Consider the following 14,244-nt stretch of genomic DNA (forward strand, 5'->3'; position numbering starts at 1 on the left):
TTGCACCATGGCCAAGAAAGAACACGTCTCCGAGACCCAAGCCACCCAGTTGCTCAAGGCGAACAAGGTGGCATTCACTGAGCACCCCTACGAATACCTGGAGCACGGTGGCGCCATGCACAGCGCCGAGGTGCTAGGCCTCGACCCCTTCACGGTGGTCAAAACCCTGGTCATGCAGGACCAGGATGCCAAGCCCTTGCTGGTGCTGATGCATGGCAATCGCAAGGTCTCCACCAAAAACCTCGCGCGCCAGATCGGCGCCAAGTCGGTCGAGCCGTGCGCGCCGGAGGTCGCCAACCGCCACAGCGGCTATCTGGTGGGCGGCACGTCGCCCTTTGGCACGCGGCGCGCCATGCCGGTGTACATCGAAGAAACCATCCTCGCGCTGCCGCGCATTGCCATTAATGGCGGGCGCCGGGGCTTTTTAGTGCAGATCGATCCGCAGGTGTGCGTGCAGTTGCTGGGTGCTAAACCGGTGCACTGCGCGCTGGCAGAATAGGCCGCCACGGCAGACCGTCCGCCGTCCCCCGATTTTTGAGGAGTTGCCTTGACCGCCGTGTATCCCATCCTTGCCGCTGTGGCCGCCTACTTGCTGGGCTCGCTGTCGTTCGCCGTCATCGTGACGCGTGTGATGGGGCTGAGCGACCCGCGCACCTATGGCAGCAAGAACCCCGGTGCCACCAACGTGCTGCGCTCGGGCTCCAAGGCCGCAGCCATCGTCACACTGCTGTTGGACGCCATGAAGGGCTGGCTGCCTGTGGCGTTGGTGATGTGGTTTGGTCAGCCCTACGGGCTGGACGACGGCACGGTCGCCATGGTGGGGCTGGCGGCGTTTCTGGGCCACCTGTGGCCTGTGTTCTTCCGATTTGAAGGGGGCAAGGGCGTTGCCACTGCGCTGGGCGTGCTGTTGGGCATCAGCGTCTGGCTGGGGCTGGCCACGGCTGCGACCTGGCTCATCATCGCGTTTTTCTTCCGCTACTCGTCCCTGGCCTCGCTGGTGGCTGCCGCCTTTGCGCCGGTGTATTACCTGCTGGTGGATGGGGTGGTGTGGTATGCCGAGGGCACGATTGCGGGCTCCATCATCGTGATGGCCATGCTGCTGGCCTGGCGCCACAAGGAGAACATCCAGCGCCTGATCGAAGGCAAGGAGTCGCGACTGGGCAGCAAAAAGGCCAAGCCTAACGCCGAGGGTGCAGGCAAGTCGGCAAAGTAAACGCAGGGGAAGGCACGCCGCGCTGACTGCGGTGCACGTGCCGTCTGCTCAGCTTCTTGTACGGACAGGTTCTACAGCGAACCTGGCCCTGAAATCAGCCCCCGGAGCCCGGCGCTGTGCTGGGCGGCATAAAGGCCCAGGCGCACCATGGTGCGGTGGTTGAGCTCCAGGCTTACGGCCGATCGGGCCAGGGCGGATTGGATGCGGGGTTTTCCGGTGGCCGTCTGGTACAGGCTGGGCTGCGCGTGGTGGGTACCGGTGCGGTCCAGAAGGCTGGCAACCAGCGGATGATTGGCTTTTTCGCTGCGGCGCAGCACGATGGCGGTCTCGCCGTTGTCGAGCTTCACAAAAGTCCCTGGCGGGCACAGGCCGATCGAGCGCACCAGGGTGTAGCTCACCTCATCGCGCTGGTCGATCTCCTGCCCGACGATGGCGCGTACCGAGTCGGTGGCACTGCGGCCTGCACGGGACTTGCGTGGGCTGATCATGGCTGCATAGCGGTCGATGGTGCCCAGGACGCGTGTGAGCCGGTCCACGGGGTCCTGGTTGGCCAGCGGCACACGGTCGGCCACGGTGGCATGGTGTTGTCCCACCACGTCCAGCCAGAGCGCATCGTTGATGAACAGGCGCTCCAGCAGCATCATGCTTTCTTCCGGGTGGCTCTTGATGGCCTCTTGTTGGACCGGTGTCGGGCGTTCACGCTGTTCGGCCAGCTCATCCTGCAGGGCCGTCATGCCGATGTTCATGGTGAGGGCCGCGCGCACCAGGCTGTCGCGCTCGCGTGGTGCCAGCTGCAGTTCGTGCGCCATGATGTGGCACAAGGTGCCGCACACCAGCGCATGGGAGGCGCTATAGCCCACGGTGGATGTGGACGCCAGCTGGAACATCAGGTACAGCGCTGCGTCGATGTCGTGCGCCACCAGGTCCTGCATCCAGCTATCGAACTGGCGCACCTTGGCGGCAAAATCCTGTACCTGCAGAGGTCGCGACAGCAGCACCGACAGCGCTGATTCCAGGTCTGACCACAGGCCCAGCAAGTCCTCGTACTCGCCTTCGGCGTGGTGGGGGGTGCCGGTGGAGTGGTGGGCAGACATGGTGGTGTGTGCAGCGGCCAGGCTCAGTTGCGCTTTTCCAGCACCATCTGGTCGTTGATGCGGGTCATCTGGAACTCGGTCAGAAAGCTGTTGCCCAGCAGCACGTAAGGCATGGGCTGCGGGGTGATGATGGCCTCGACCCCGAACACCTCGACATCGCCGATGCGCACTGAGTCCAGCTTCATGCGCCAACCTTGCGCCACACCATTGGCCGTGTTCATGCGCACGGGCTGGCCGTTCTGGTAGTTGAGCCCCATGCGCTCAGCATCCTGCCGCCCGATGGCCACGGTGGAAGCACCGGTGTCCACCATGTACTGCATCACACGCCCGTTGATGGTGCCGCTGTTGATGAAATGCCCACGGCTGTCGGCCATCAATACGACGCGCTTGCCGCTTCCGCCACGGGCGCCAACGCTCACCGGGGCCTCGCCCAGCCGCAGCACGCGTCGCGTGCCATTGACTTCGATGGTGGCTTCTTCTTTGGTGACGGTAATGACCTTGACGCCCTGGTACTCATCCCCAGCACCCACCGCCTTGGGTGGGTTGGCATCCACCACCAGCAAGGCCTTGCTGCCCAGCATGCCCGCCAGCGCCACCGCCTGCGCATGGGCCCAGGACGGAGCCAAGCACAGAGTAACCATCGCGGCCAGTGCAAAGGAGTGGATCGTCATTCGTTGATAGCGCTGTGCGCCTCCCCCGTACCTCGAAACTGGCGCGGCCCAGGCGAGGGACGCCAAGCCAGGGCCGCCCCGCAGCGAGGGCGTCGTCCCCTTGGAGGGGGAAGGCGCGAAGCGACTCAGGGGGTGCGCCATCTCCATCTCAGTCGCGGAAGTTGTCGAACGACAGGGGAACGTCCGTCACATCCTTGCGGATCAGCGCCATGGCCGCCTGCAGGTCGTCGCGCTTGGCACCCGTCACGCGCACCTTGTCCTCCTGGATGGCGGCCTGCACCTTGAGCTTGCTTTCCTTCATGAGCTTCTGGATCTTCTTGGCGAGCTCGCTCTCGATGCCGTTGCGCACCTTGATGACCTGCTTGACCTTGTCGCCGCCTATCTTCTGCACATCGCCCATGTCCAGAAAACGCACGTCCACGTTGCGCTTGGTGAGCTTGTTGCGCAGTACATCCTCGATCTGGGTGAGCTGAAAGTCGGCGTCGCCGATCAGCGTGATGTCCTTGTCTTTGATCTCGATGCTGGCCGATGTGCCCTTGAAGTCGAAACGGGTGGCGATTTCCTTGGCGGTGTTCTCGACGGCGTTTTTCACTTCAACCAGGTTGGCTTCACAGACGGTGTCAAAAGATGGCATGGATGGCTCTCAATCTCAGGGAAAACAGCTACAGATCGCGGGGGCCCGAAAGGACGGGTGCGACAATCGGGCCAATGGTAGTCGAGAAAAACGCCCCTTTGCAGCCCTGGAACACCTTTGGCATTGCTGCGCGTGCCCAAACCCTGGTGCGTGTGCGCTCCGTGTCGGATCTGAAGGCCGTTCTGGCCGATATGGAGCTGGCCCCCGCAGCCAAGTTTGTGCTGGGCGGTGGCAGCAACATCATCCTGACCGGCGATGTGAAATCTATCGTGCTCAAGATGGAGATCAAGGGGCTGCGCTTGGTGGAGGAAACCCCCAAGGCCTGGATCGTGGAGGCGGGTGCGGGTGAGGTCTGGCACGATGCTGTGGCCTGGACGCTGGCACACGGGTTCCCGGGGCTGGAAAATCTGGCGCTCATCCCGGGCACGGTGGGCGCCTCGCCCGTGCAGAACATCGGTGCCTATGGCGTGGAGCTGCAGGATCGGTTTGAATCGCTCGACGCCCTCGATCTGGCCACCGGCCAGTCGTTCAGCCTGGATGCTGCGCAATGCGGCTTTGGCTACCGCGACTCCGTCTTCAAGCATGCGCCGTCTGAAGCACCCGACGGCAGCGGGATGCCGCGCGGCATGGGCCTGGCGGGGCGCGCGGTCATCACCCATGTGCGGTTTCGGCTGCCCAAGCCCTGGAAGCCCGTGCTGGGCTACCTCGATCTGGAGCGCCGCCGCGCCGAGGCGGGCGTGGAGCACCCCAGTGCCCAGCAGATTTTTGACTGGATCTGCGACATTCGCCGCGCCAAGCTGCCCGACCCTGCCGTGGTGGGCAACGCAGGCAGCTTCTTCAAGAACCCCACGGTGTCGCCCGACCAGTGCGCCGACATCATCGCGCGCGAGCCCAAGATCGTGCATTACCCCATGCCCGACGGCAGCATCAAGCTGGCGGCGGGCTGGCTGATTGATGCCTGCGGCTGGAAGGGCAAGTCCATCGGCAAGGCGGGGGTGTACGAAAAGCAGGCCTTGGTGCTGGTCAACAGGGGGCACGGCGCCGACAGCGTGACGGGCGGCGAGGTGATGACCCTGGCCAAGGCCATCCAGACCAGCGTGTACGAGCGCTTTGGCATCCGGCTGGAGCCCGAGCCGGTGGTGGTTTAGACCAGCAGCCAACCTTCTCCACAAAGAAAAAAGCCACCGTTTCCGGTGGCTTTGCTCATATATATGTAGCTGCTAGCGCTTGATGGGTAAGCGCTAGAGCCATTTTGACCCATATTCTGGGTCCAAGGTTTATTTGCGGTCGTTTTCCAGCTGCGCCAGTGCCGCGTTGCCACCCAGCGACAGCAGGCCAGCGCGCGAATACACACCCAGCTTGTCGCGCGTGTCCGAGATGTCCAGGTTGCGCATGGTCAGCTGGCCAATGCGGTCCAGCGGGCTGAAAGGTGCGTCTTCCACCTTCTCCATCGACAGGCGTTCGGGCGCGTAGGTCAGGTTGGGCGATTCGGTGTTCAGCAGCGAATAGTCGTTGCCACGGCGCAGTTCCAGCGTCACGGTGCCGGTCACGGCGCGGGCCACCCAGCGCTGGGCGGTTTCGCGCAGCATGATGGCCTGGGGGTCAAACCAGCGGCCCTGGTACAGCAGGCGGCCCAGCTTGAGGCCATTCATGCGGTACTGCTCGATGGTGTCTTCGTTGTGGATGCCCGTCACCAGGCGCTCGTAGGCGATGTGCAGCAGCGCCAGGCCCGGGGCTTCGTAGATGCCGCGGCTCTTGGCTTCGATGATGCGGTTTTCGATCTGGTCGCTCATGCCCAGGCCGTGGCGGCCGCCGATACGGTTGGCTTCGAGGATCAGCTCCACCGGGTCGTTGAACTCCACGCCGTTCAGGGCGACGGGCTGGCCTTCTTCAAAGCGGACCGACACTTCCTCGGCCTTGACGGCGACTTCTTCCTTCCAAAATGCCACGCCCATGATGGGGTTCACGATGCGGATGCCGCTGGAAAGGAACTCCAGGTCCTTGGCCTCGTGCGTCGCGCCCAGCATGTTGCTGTCGGTGCTGTAGGCCTTCTCGGCGCTCATCTTGTAGCCAAAGCCGGCTTGTGTCATGAACGCCGACATCTCGGCGCGGCCGCCCAGCTCGTCGATGAACAGCTGGTCCAGCCAGGGCTTGTAGATCTTGAGGGATGGGTTGGTCAGCAGGCCGTAGCGGTAGAAGCGCTCGATGTCGTTGCCCTTGAAGGTCGATCCGTCGCCCCAGATGTTGACGTCGTCTTCCTTCATCGCAGCCACCAGCATGGTGCCGGTCACAGCGCGGCCCAGGGGCGTGGTGTTGAAGTAGGTGAGGCCGCCGGTGCTGATATGGAAGGCGCCGGCCTGCAGGGCAGCAATGCCTTCGTGCGCCAGCTGTGTGCGGCAGTCCACCAGGCGAGCCTTCTCTGCGCCGTATTCCATGGCCTTGCGCGGAATGGCTTCGTAGTCGGGCTCGTCGGGCTGGCCGAGGTTGGCGGTGTAGGCGTAGGGCACGGCGCCCTTGAGCTTCATCCAGTGCAGGGCTGCGCTGGTGTCCAGGCCGCCGGAAAATGCGATGCCGACCTTTTGGCCGAGGGGAAGGTTCTGGAGGATGGTTGCCATGGAATGCTTGTTCAAAAATGATAGCTGCTCGGGCTTATTGGATAAGCGCTAGAAGCCAAAAACAGTCAAATTTCGGCCGTCAGATCAACCGAAATGGCAGATGTAGTGATAGGCCTCGGTCACGCGGATGTCGAACTTGGAGTTGCCGGGCACGCTGAATTTGTCGCCCGCCGCAGACTTGACCCAGGCGTCGGTGCCGTCGAGCTTGTATTCGCAGGACCCTGCCACGCATTCCATGATCTCGGGCGCGCCGGTGTTGAAGGTCAGCGTTGCGGGCAACACCACGCCCACCGACTTCTTGGTGCCGTCGGCAAACGTGATGCCGTGGCTCACGCACTTGCCGTCAAAGTACACATTGGCCTGGGTGGTGACGGACACGCCGTCAATTTTTTCGGTGGTCATGGGTGCGCTGGATAAGGTAGAGGGAAACACGGGATTTTAGGGCAGGGGGCGGGGAGCGCCGCCAAAGCGGGCCTCTGAAAAATCCCCATCAGCCGTTGGGCGCAAAAAAAAGAGCCCCGAAGGGCTCTTGGTGATGCTGGCATGCCGAGGCTTAGCGCCAGTAGGGGTTGCGGTGGTGCGGGTAATGAGGACGGCTGTCGTAGCCGTACTCGATCACCGTGACGGGCGGCGTCACATAAGTGGGTTGCTGCTGGTACACCGGTTGCGCAGGGTAGGTGGAGGTCACCACGCCCGGCTGGCTGTACACACCTTGTGAGGCGTAAGGATCAGGCTGGGTGGAATAGGTCTGGCCTGCAGGCTGCACGCTCAGCGGGATCCAGCGCCCTGGATCGTTCTGGGTGCGGGTGGTGTACTGGCGCCCTGCATATTCATACACCACGTCGTAGCCCACTGTGCGATTCTCGTAATACGTCTCGGTCGTGCAGCGCTGTACGTTCTGGTACTGCGGCTGGCCACCTTCGATCTGGTTGCCAATCACGGCGCCACCGATCAGGCCAATGGCTGTGGCGGCGGCGCGGCCACTGCCTTTGCCAATGGCGTTGCCGGCTGCGCCACCCGCAATTGCGCCCATCACGGCGCCTGCTCCGGTGGTGCGGTTACCGCTATAGACGGTCTCGTTGCCACACACCTGCTGCGGCGTCGCGACCTGCTGGACGATGGGGGTGGCCGAGAGCACGCGGCCCTGTTCCTGGGCGTTGGCCATGGTGGCGATGGCTGCCATGGCGGAAAAAATGACGATCTTTTTCATGGAGAAACTCCTTTCGGGTCGGTACATAACGCACCAGACTGCAGAAAAGTTTAGGCCCGCACGGTCAATTCAGGGCCTGCCCGCCGTAAATCTGCGTAAAGATTTGTGCAATTTCTCCGGTCCTGGCGATTGATTCACGTGCCGGTTCAGGTGCCTGCAGCCCGTCCCAACCACATCTGCCATTGGTCGGGAGCAAAACCCACGGAAATGTGCACCTGGCCACCGTGCTGCCACTCCACCACCGGGCGTTTGATGACGCTAGGTTGGGCCTGCATCAGGGCGCTGGCGGTATCGTCGTTGGTGACAGCTGCCTGGGCTTGCGCGTCCAGCTTTCGCCATGTGGTCCCCTGCCGATTGACCAGTTTTTGCCAGCCTGCTGCCGCCATCCAGTCGGGCAGGCGGTGGGCGGGCACCCCTTGTTTCTTGAAGTCGTGAAACTGGTAGTCCACGCCGTGTTCAGTCAACCAGGTGCGGGATTTCTTGACGGTGTCGCAGTTGGGTATGCCGTAAACGGTGATGAGTGAGGTTGTCATGCCGCGCATCATCCCCGAACTTGTGGCTGGGCGACAATCCCGCCCTGTATGCATACCAAAATCCACACCCTGGAAGGCTGGCTCCGCCACTGCGAGCAGCTTCATCCCCGCAACATCGAAATGGGCCTGGACCGTGTCCGTGAAGTGGCACGCCGCATGGTGCTGCGGTTTGACTGCCCCGTGATCACCGTGGCGGGCACCAACGGGAAGGGCTCCACCTGCGCCATGCTGGAGGCGGTGGCGCAGCAGGCGGGCTACCGCACAGGCGTGTACACGTCGCCCCACCTTGTGCATTTCGAGGAGCGCTGCCGCGTTCACGGTGAAATTGTCAATGCTTCTGATTTGATAGCGCACTTCGAAGCTGTGGAAAGCGCCAGGGTCCAAAATGGCAATGAAATCTCCCTCACCTACTTCGAATTCACGACGCTGGCCATCCTGCGCCTCATGAGCCATGCGCGGCTGGACTTGGCCATCCTCGAAGTGGGGCTCGGCGGGCGCCTGGATGCCACCAACGTCATTGATGCCGACTGCGCCATCATCACCAGCATCGACATCGACCACACTGAATTCCTGGGACCAGACCGCGAGAGCATCGGCCGGGAGAAGGCCGGCATCATGCGCACGGGCCGCCCCGTGATCGTGGGCGATCCGATGGCTCCCCAGAGTGTCATCGACCATGCGCTGGAAATCGGTGCCGATTTGTGGCGTTTCGGCAAGGATTTCAATTTCTCCGGCGACAAACAGCAGTGGAGCTGGGCAGGGCGGGGCCGCCGTTATGCGGGGCTGGCCTATCCGTCGCTGCGCGGCGCCAACCAGCTGATCAATGCCTCGGGCGTGCTGGCCGCGCTGGAGGCCCTGCGCGAGCGCATTCCCGTCACGGCCCAGGCGGTGCGCAACGGGCTGGCATTGGTGGAGCTGCCGGGGCGGTTCCAGATCGTGCCAGGCCAGCCTACGCTGGTGCTCGACGTGGCGCACAACCCGCATTCAGTGGCTGCACTCACTGCCAATCTGGATGCCATGGGGTTTTTCCCCACGACGCATGCGGTGTTCGGCGCCATGGCCGACAAGGACCTGGGGCCCATGCTCGCCAAGGTCGGCCCGCTGGTGGACCGCTGGTATTTCACCAACCTGCCGACCCCACGCGCCGAGACTGCTGCCGTCCTGCAGCAGAAGTGGAACGCCGTGCAGATGGTGGCGGGCGGGCGCCGCGATGTGACCTCCAGTCTGCACGCAGACCCCATGGAGGCCCTGGAGGCGGCGGTGGCCGCAGCAGACCCCGCTGATAGAATCGTGGTCTTTGGCTCGTTTTACACGGTGGGTGGTGTTCTGATCAACGGAACACCTCGCCTGCACGCCAAACATCTGGGCCAATAGACAGGTTCTGAGGTCCGAACGAGTCGTTACTCCATGGCATTTTTCAAGTTTCGGTGGCCCGGTCAGGGTGAACAAGCTCAGGCCGAAAAGCCGTCCAAGCGCCCGCGCACCCCGCAGGCCGAGAGCATCGAGGTGATGCGGCGGCGTGCTCGCCATCGGTTGATCGGCGCCGCAGTGCTGGTGCTGATTGGGGTGATCGGTTTCCCCATGCTGTTTGACACCCAACCCCGGCCGATTCCGGTGGATATTCCCATCGAGATCCCGGACCGCAACAAGGTGGCCCCCTTGGTGGTACCCGCTCCGGTTGCTGAGGCGCCAGCGGCTGCCAAGCCTTCGACCCCGTCTTCGCAGGACGTGGCCACCGCACCGCGCCCCACGCCCCAGCGCAACAACAGTGCGGTGGGCAATGGGCTCGCGGATGGCGAGGAACTGGTGCAAGGATCGCGTTCCGCGGCTTCCAAACCTGCCCCTGCAGCGCCAGCCAAACCGGAAATAAAACCCGAACCGAAGCCAGAGCCCAAGCCGCCGGTGCCCAGCGAGCCCAAGCCTGTGCAGCGCCCGGACGAGGCTGCCCGCGCGCGTGCGCTGCTGGAAGGCCGGTCGGCAGAGCCCGCGACTGCGGCTGCCACCGCAGAGGAAGCCCGGTTCATTGTGCAGGTGGGTGCTTTCGCAGACGCAGACAAAGCCCGTGAAGCGCGTACCAAAGTGGAGCGTGCGGGCATGAAAACCTACACCCAGGTGGTGGACACCAAGGAGGGCAAGCGCACACGGGTTCGTGTGGGGCCTTTCACCAACCGGGCTGAGGCGGACAAGGCTGCGGCGCGCATCAAGGCGCTGGATCTGTCGGCCTCTGTGCTGACTCTGTAGGCCAGCGCCAAGGGGTTTTTGTATCCATGGCTGCGCTGGACTGGATTTTTGCGGCGGTGCTGCTGGCATCGATGCTCGTAGGAGCCTGGCGCGGGCTGGTGTTCGAGGTGCTGTCTCTGGTGGGCTGGGTGGTGTCTTTTTTTGTGGCGCAATGGTTTGCCGAGGACATGGCGGCGTTGTTGCCTATGGGCGAGTCGGCCGAAGCATTGCGCTATGCCGCAGGGTTTGTGGTGGTGTTTGTTGCGTCGGTGTTTGCCTGCGGTTTTTTGACATGGCTGGCAAAAAAGCTGGTGGATGCCATCGGCCTGCGGCCTGCAGATCGTACTTTGGGGGCGGCCTTCGGGGTGTTGCGCGGGGTGGTTTTGCTGCTGGCGGTGGCCGTGGTGGCGGGCCTCACGCCCCTGCACGAAGCCTTGTGGTGGCAGGAGTCCCAAGGGGCCCCGGTGCTGGCTGAAGTGCTTCGGGGCTTGAAACCGGCGCTGCCGGAAGAATTTGGAAGGCATCTGCCTTCCTGATAGCGATGCGGTTGCGGCCAGAAGCCGTTGCCGCTGGGTTGCCGCGGGGCTGTTCCCGCAAACGGATGGAATACAACTATGTGTGGAATCGTCGGCGTCGTCAGTCCAGCGCCCGTCAATCAGCTGATCTATGACGCCTTGCTGCTCTTGCAGCACCGTGGTCAGGACGCAGCGGGCATCGTGACCCAGCAGGGCCGCAAGTTTTTCATGCACAAGGCCAAGGGCATGGTGCGCGATGTGTTCCGCACGCGCAACATGCGCGCGTTGCCTGGCAATGTGGGTCTGGGCCAGGTCCGCTACCCCACCGCAGGCAACGCCTACAGCGAAGAAGAGGCGCAGCCGTTCTATGTCAATGCACCGTTCGGCATCGTGCTGGTGCACAACGGCAACCTGACCAATGCGCGCGAACTTCGCACCGAGCTGTTCCTGACGGACCACCGCCATACCAACACGGAAAGCGATTCTGAAGTTCTGCTGAATGTGTTCGCGCACGAGCTGGAGCGCGCCACCCGGGGTGTGCCGCTACAGCCTGAAGACGTCTTCACGGCGGTACGTGCGGTGCACAAACGCATCAAGGGCTCTTATGCCGTGATCGCGCTGATAGCAGGCCACGGCCTGCTGGCCTTCCGCGACCCGCACGGCATTCGCCCGCTGGCCATGGGGCGCAGCCAGGATGGAACTGTGATGGTGGGCAGCGAATCGGTCGCCCTGGAGGGCACATCGCATGTGTTCGAGCGCAACATCGACCCCGGTGAGGCGATCTTCATCACGCTCGACGGACAGGTGCATGCCCGCCAATGCGCCGAAAACCCGCAGCTCAACCCCTGCATCTTCGAATTCGTGTACCTGGCGCGCCCGGACTCGGTGCTCGACGGCATTTCGGTGTACCAGGCGCGTCTGAACCTGGGCGAGGCCCTTGCCAAGCGCGTGGTGTCTACCGTGCCACCCAACGAAATCGACGTGATCATCCCGATCCCCGAGTCCAGCCGCCCCAGTGCCACGCAATTGGCTCACCTGCTGGGCATCCCATACCGCGAAGGCTTCGTCAAGAACCGCTATGTGGGCCGGACCTTCATCATGCCGGGGCAGGGTGTGCGCAAGAAGTCGGTGCGCCAGAAGCTCAATGTGATCGGCAGCGAGTTCAAGGGCCGCAACGTGTTGTTGGTGGACGATTCCATCGTGCGTGGCACCACCAGCCGCGAGATCGTGCAGATGGCACGTGACGCCGGCGCGCGCAAGGTGTACCTTGCCAGCGCTGCACCGCCGGTGCGTTACCCCAACGTGTACGGTATTGACATGCCCACCAGCAGCGAACTGGTGGCCCATGGCCGCACCGTGGAAGAGATTCGCCAGGCGATTGGCTGCGACGCACTGATTTATCAGGATGTGGACGGCATGAAAAAGGCGGTGGGCGCCCTCAATAGCGCCATCGTAGGGTTTGATGCGTCCTGCTTTGATGGTGTTTATGTGACCGGAGACATTACCGCCGAGGGCATCGCCAGCCTGAACGAGGGGCGGGTGGGGGTGGAGGAGGGAGAGGAAGACACCTCCCGCCTGGCGCTGCCGAATGCCCAAGAGGTTTAGGCATAGGATCGTTGCAGGTCGCCTTGTCCTGGATGGCGACCTGGCAGCAAGCTTTGCCCCCGCTCTCTGGATTGATTGAATCTTGAAACTGGCCCCGCGAGGGCCAGAACTTATTGACATGACTGATACCACTGCTTCCGGCGCGGGCCGCGTGCGCACCCGTTTTGCCCCGTCTCCCACGGGATTTATCCACCTGGGCAACATCCGCTCTGCGCTGTATCCCTGGGCGTTTGCCCGTGCTACGGGCGGCGATTTCATCCTGCGCATTGAAGACACGGACCTGGAGCGTTCCAGCCAGGCGGCGGTAGACGTGATCATCGAAGGCATGGCATGGCTCGGGCTGGACCACGACGAAGGCCCGTTCTACCAAATGCAGCGCATGGACCGCTACAAGACTGTGTTGGCAGAGCTGCAGGCCGCAGGCCATGTGTATCCCTGCTACATGAGCGTGGCCGAACTGGATGCCTTGCGAGAGAAGCAGATGGCCGCCAAGGAAAAGCCCCGCTATGACGGCACCTGGCGCCCCGAGGCTGGAAAAACCCTGCCGCCCGTGCCCGAGGGGGTATTGCCCGTGCTGCGTTTCAAGAACCCGCAAGGCGGTGTGGTGGCGTGGGACGACAAGGTCAAAGGCCGCATCGAGATCAGCAATGACGAGCTCGACGATCTTGTGATTGCGCGCCCGGACGGAACACCCACCTACAACTTCTGTGTGGTGGTGGACGATATCGACATGGCCATCACCCACGTGATCCGGGGTGACGACCACGTGAACAACACGCCGCGCCAGATCAATATCTTCCGCGCTCTGGGCAAGGAGCCGCCCGTGTATGCCCACCTGCCCACCGTGCTCAACGAGCAAGGCGAGAAGATGAGCAAGCGCAACGGTGCCAAGCCCGTCACGCAGTACCGCGATGAGGGCTATCTGCCAGATGCCATGGTGAACTACCTGGCGCGCTTGGGCTGGAGCCACGGCGACGATGAGATCTTCAGCCGCGAGCAATTCCTGCAGTGGTTCAACCTCGACCACCTGGGTCGCAGTGCGGCCCAGTTCGACGAAGCCAAGCTGCGTTGGGTGAACGCCCAGCACCTCAAGGCCATGGCCGACGATGCACTGGCCGCGCTGGTGGCGCCTCAGCTGCAGCAGCGGGGTGTATCTGCCGAAGCGCTGGCAGATAGACGGCTTGCGCGGATTTGCGCCTTGTTCAAGGATCGCTGCGACACCACAGTGGCGCTCGCCGATTGGGCGCATGTCTTCTACGGTGAGGTAACGCCCGTGGATGCGGAGCGCAGCCAGCACGTTACCGAAGCCATTGCACCCGCGCTGGATGCTTTGGCCGATGCGCTGTCGGCCTGTGCATGGGACAAGGCTTCCATCAGCGCTGCGTTTAAGCAGGTGCTGGCTAGCCAGGGCCTGAAGATGCCCCAGCTGGCCATGCCCGCACGGGTTCTGACCGTGGGTACGGCCCACACGCCCTCGGTGGATGCCGTGCTGGAATTGGTCGGTCGTGAAAAAGTTGTAGCGCGTTTGCGAAACCGCTAAAAATCTGTCTATAATTCAAGGCTCAGATGATGACAACAAACACGGTGTGTTTCGAGTCATTAAGTGGGGGTATAGCTCAGCTGGGAGAGCGCTTGCATGGCATGCAAGAGGTCATCGGTTCGATCCCGTTTACCTCCACCAAAGTTTGTTAACGGTTAGTTCCAAGGTTTTGACCCTATCGTCTAGAGGCCTAGGACATCACCCTTTCACGGTGAGTACCGGGGTTCGAATCCCCGTAGGGTCGCCAAGTTGTAGCGCTTGGCTTGTGTTGAAAAGATGCAAGCAAAAGCTGCCTGCCAGGAGTGGTAGTTCAGTTGGTTAGAATACCGGCCTGTCACGCCGGGGGTCGCGGGTTCGAGTCCCGTCCACTCCGCCAGTCAAAACCCTTGCAGGT

The 14,244-nt window shown here is 62.8% G+C and carries 15 protein-coding genes and 3 tRNA genes; 11 read left to right on the top strand and 7 right to left on the bottom strand.

Features of this window, described 5'->3' with window-relative positions:
- The first annotated feature begins 7 nt into the window (after positions 1-7).
- Positions 8-499, top strand: a complete 492-nt coding sequence (locus NFX52_RS04200; protein WP_055402597.1) for an aminoacyl-tRNA deacylase — start codon at positions 8-10, stop codon at positions 497-499.
- A 48-nt stretch (positions 500-547) separates the two neighbouring features.
- Positions 548-1,213: a glycerol-3-phosphate 1-O-acyltransferase PlsY gene (gene plsY / locus NFX52_RS04205; RefSeq protein WP_055402596.1), complete on the top strand. Its 666-nt coding sequence runs from the start codon at positions 548-550 to the stop codon at positions 1,211-1,213.
- Between the two features lie 71 nt (positions 1,214-1,284).
- On the opposite strand, the gene NFX52_RS04210 is transcribed toward plsY, so the two are convergent.
- The 3 genes from NFX52_RS04210 to NFX52_RS04220 all read right to left on the bottom strand — a co-directional run bounded on the left by NFX52_RS04210 (position 1,285) and on the right by NFX52_RS04220 (position 3,612).
- Positions 1,285-2,307 carry an HD-GYP domain-containing protein gene (locus NFX52_RS04210; protein ID WP_055402593.1) on the bottom strand — a complete coding sequence of 341 codons (1,023 nt, stop codon included), beginning with the start codon at positions 2,305-2,307 and terminating at the stop codon, positions 1,285-1,287.
- A gap of 23 nt (positions 2,308-2,330) precedes the next feature.
- Positions 2,331-2,978: a retropepsin-like aspartic protease family protein gene (locus NFX52_RS04215; protein WP_055402591.1), complete on the bottom strand. Its 648-nt coding sequence runs from the start codon at positions 2,976-2,978 to the stop codon at positions 2,331-2,333.
- A 148-nt stretch (positions 2,979-3,126) separates the two neighbouring features.
- The gene (locus NFX52_RS04220; RefSeq protein ID WP_055402590.1) at positions 3,127-3,612 is read right to left on the bottom strand and encodes a YajQ family cyclic di-GMP-binding protein; all 486 of its coding nucleotides are present in this window, start codon (positions 3,610-3,612) and stop codon (positions 3,127-3,129) included.
- Between the two features lie 74 nt (positions 3,613-3,686).
- Between NFX52_RS04220 and murB the strand changes: the two genes are divergently transcribed.
- A complete protein-coding gene (murB, locus tag NFX52_RS04225; protein ID WP_055402588.1) occupies positions 3,687-4,760 on the top strand; it encodes a UDP-N-acetylmuramate dehydrogenase in 1,074 nt (357 codons plus the stop codon).
- Between the two features lie 129 nt (positions 4,761-4,889).
- On the opposite strand, the gene argG is transcribed toward murB, so the two are convergent.
- From argG to NFX52_RS04245, 4 genes are all read right to left on the bottom strand, one after another.
- Positions 4,890-6,227, bottom strand: coding sequence for an argininosuccinate synthase (gene argG, locus NFX52_RS04230; RefSeq protein WP_055402586.1), 1,338 nt, complete (start codon positions 6,225-6,227; stop codon positions 4,890-4,892).
- A gap of 84 nt (positions 6,228-6,311) precedes the next feature.
- Positions 6,312-6,629 carry a pyrimidine/purine nucleoside phosphorylase gene (ppnP, locus tag NFX52_RS04235; protein ID WP_055402584.1) on the bottom strand — a complete coding sequence of 106 codons (318 nt, stop codon included), beginning with the start codon at positions 6,627-6,629 and terminating at the stop codon, positions 6,312-6,314.
- 151 nt (positions 6,630-6,780) lie between these two features.
- Positions 6,781-7,437: a glycine zipper 2TM domain-containing protein gene (locus NFX52_RS04240; RefSeq protein ID WP_055402582.1), complete on the bottom strand. Its 657-nt coding sequence runs from the start codon at positions 7,435-7,437 to the stop codon at positions 6,781-6,783.
- 146 nt (positions 7,438-7,583) lie between these two features.
- Positions 7,584-7,970 (bottom strand): ArsC family reductase, encoded by a 387-nt coding sequence (locus tag NFX52_RS04245; RefSeq protein WP_055402708.1) that lies wholly within the window; start codon positions 7,968-7,970, stop codon positions 7,584-7,586.
- Positions 7,971-8,018: 48 nt separating this feature from the next.
- On the opposite strand from NFX52_RS04245, the gene folC reads away from it, so the two are divergent.
- The 8 genes from folC (at position 8,019) to NFX52_RS04285 (ending at position 14,226) form a co-directional block, all read left to right on the top strand.
- Positions 8,019-9,344, top strand: coding sequence for a bifunctional tetrahydrofolate synthase/dihydrofolate synthase (folC, locus tag NFX52_RS04250; RefSeq protein WP_055402580.1), 1,326 nt, complete (start codon positions 8,019-8,021; stop codon positions 9,342-9,344).
- A gap of 33 nt (positions 9,345-9,377) precedes the next feature.
- Positions 9,378-10,211, top strand: coding sequence for an SPOR domain-containing protein (locus tag NFX52_RS04255; RefSeq protein ID WP_055402578.1), 834 nt, complete (start codon positions 9,378-9,380; stop codon positions 10,209-10,211).
- Positions 10,212-10,237: 26 nt separating this feature from the next.
- A complete protein-coding gene (locus tag NFX52_RS04260; protein WP_055402576.1) occupies positions 10,238-10,726 on the top strand; it encodes a CvpA family protein in 489 nt (162 codons plus the stop codon).
- A 78-nt stretch (positions 10,727-10,804) separates the two neighbouring features.
- Complete coding sequence (purF, locus tag NFX52_RS04265) at positions 10,805-12,310, top strand: amidophosphoribosyltransferase (protein WP_055402574.1); 1,506 nt, start codon at positions 10,805-10,807, stop codon at positions 12,308-12,310.
- A gap of 118 nt (positions 12,311-12,428) precedes the next feature.
- Positions 12,429-13,850 carry a glutamate--tRNA ligase gene (gltX, locus tag NFX52_RS04270; protein ID WP_055402572.1) on the top strand — a complete coding sequence of 474 codons (1,422 nt, stop codon included), beginning with the start codon at positions 12,429-12,431 and terminating at the stop codon, positions 13,848-13,850.
- Between the two features lie 65 nt (positions 13,851-13,915).
- Positions 13,916-13,991, top strand: a tRNA-Ala gene (locus NFX52_RS04275).
- Positions 13,992-14,021: 30 nt separating this feature from the next.
- Positions 14,022-14,097, top strand: a tRNA-Glu gene (locus NFX52_RS04280).
- Positions 14,098-14,149: 52 nt separating this feature from the next.
- Positions 14,150-14,226: transfer RNA gene (locus NFX52_RS04285), tRNA-Asp, on the top strand.
- Positions 14,227-14,244: the final 18 nt, after the last annotated feature.

Source organism: Acidovorax facilis, assembly GCF_023913775.1.
GTDB classification, from domain to species: domain Bacteria; phylum Pseudomonadota; class Gammaproteobacteria; order Burkholderiales; family Burkholderiaceae_C; genus Acidovorax; species Acidovorax facilis.

What these genes read in the sequence shown, in the direction of transcription:
- NFX52_RS04200 (WP_055402597.1), top strand. Translation starts at nt 8, where the DNA reads ATGGCCAAGAAAGAACACGTCTCCGAGACCCAAGCCACCCAGTTGCTC.
- NFX52_RS04210 (WP_055402593.1), bottom strand. Translation starts at nt 2,307, where the DNA reads ATGTCTGCCCACCACTCCACCGGCACCCCCCACCACGCCGAAGGCGAG.
- NFX52_RS04215 (WP_055402591.1), bottom strand. Translation starts at nt 2,978, where the DNA reads ATGACGATCCACTCCTTTGCACTGGCCGCGATGGTTACTCTGTGCTTG.
- NFX52_RS04220 (WP_055402590.1), bottom strand. Translation starts at nt 3,612, where the DNA reads ATGCCATCTTTTGACACCGTCTGTGAAGCCAACCTGGTTGAAGTGAAA.
- murB (WP_055402588.1), top strand. Translation starts at nt 3,687, where the DNA reads ATGGTAGTCGAGAAAAACGCCCCTTTGCAGCCCTGGAACACCTTTGGC.
- argG (WP_055402586.1), bottom strand. Translation starts at nt 6,227, where the DNA reads ATGGCAACCATCCTCCAGAACCTTCCCCTCGGCCAAAAGGTCGGCATC.
- ppnP (WP_055402584.1), bottom strand. Translation starts at nt 6,629, where the DNA reads ATGACCACCGAAAAAATTGACGGCGTGTCCGTCACCACCCAGGCCAAT.
- NFX52_RS04240 (WP_055402582.1), bottom strand. Translation starts at nt 7,437, where the DNA reads ATGAAAAAGATCGTCATTTTTTCCGCCATGGCAGCCATCGCCACCATG.
- NFX52_RS04245 (WP_055402708.1), bottom strand. Translation starts at nt 7,970, where the DNA reads ATGACAACCTCACTCATCACCGTTTACGGCATACCCAACTGCGACACC.
- folC (WP_055402580.1), top strand. Translation starts at nt 8,019, where the DNA reads ATGCATACCAAAATCCACACCCTGGAAGGCTGGCTCCGCCACTGCGAG.
- NFX52_RS04255 (WP_055402578.1), top strand. Translation starts at nt 9,378, where the DNA reads ATGGCATTTTTCAAGTTTCGGTGGCCCGGTCAGGGTGAACAAGCTCAG.
- NFX52_RS04260 (WP_055402576.1), top strand. Translation starts at nt 10,238, where the DNA reads ATGGCTGCGCTGGACTGGATTTTTGCGGCGGTGCTGCTGGCATCGATG.
- purF (WP_055402574.1), top strand. Translation starts at nt 10,805, where the DNA reads ATGTGTGGAATCGTCGGCGTCGTCAGTCCAGCGCCCGTCAATCAGCTG.
- gltX (WP_055402572.1), top strand. Translation starts at nt 12,429, where the DNA reads ATGACTGATACCACTGCTTCCGGCGCGGGCCGCGTGCGCACCCGTTTT.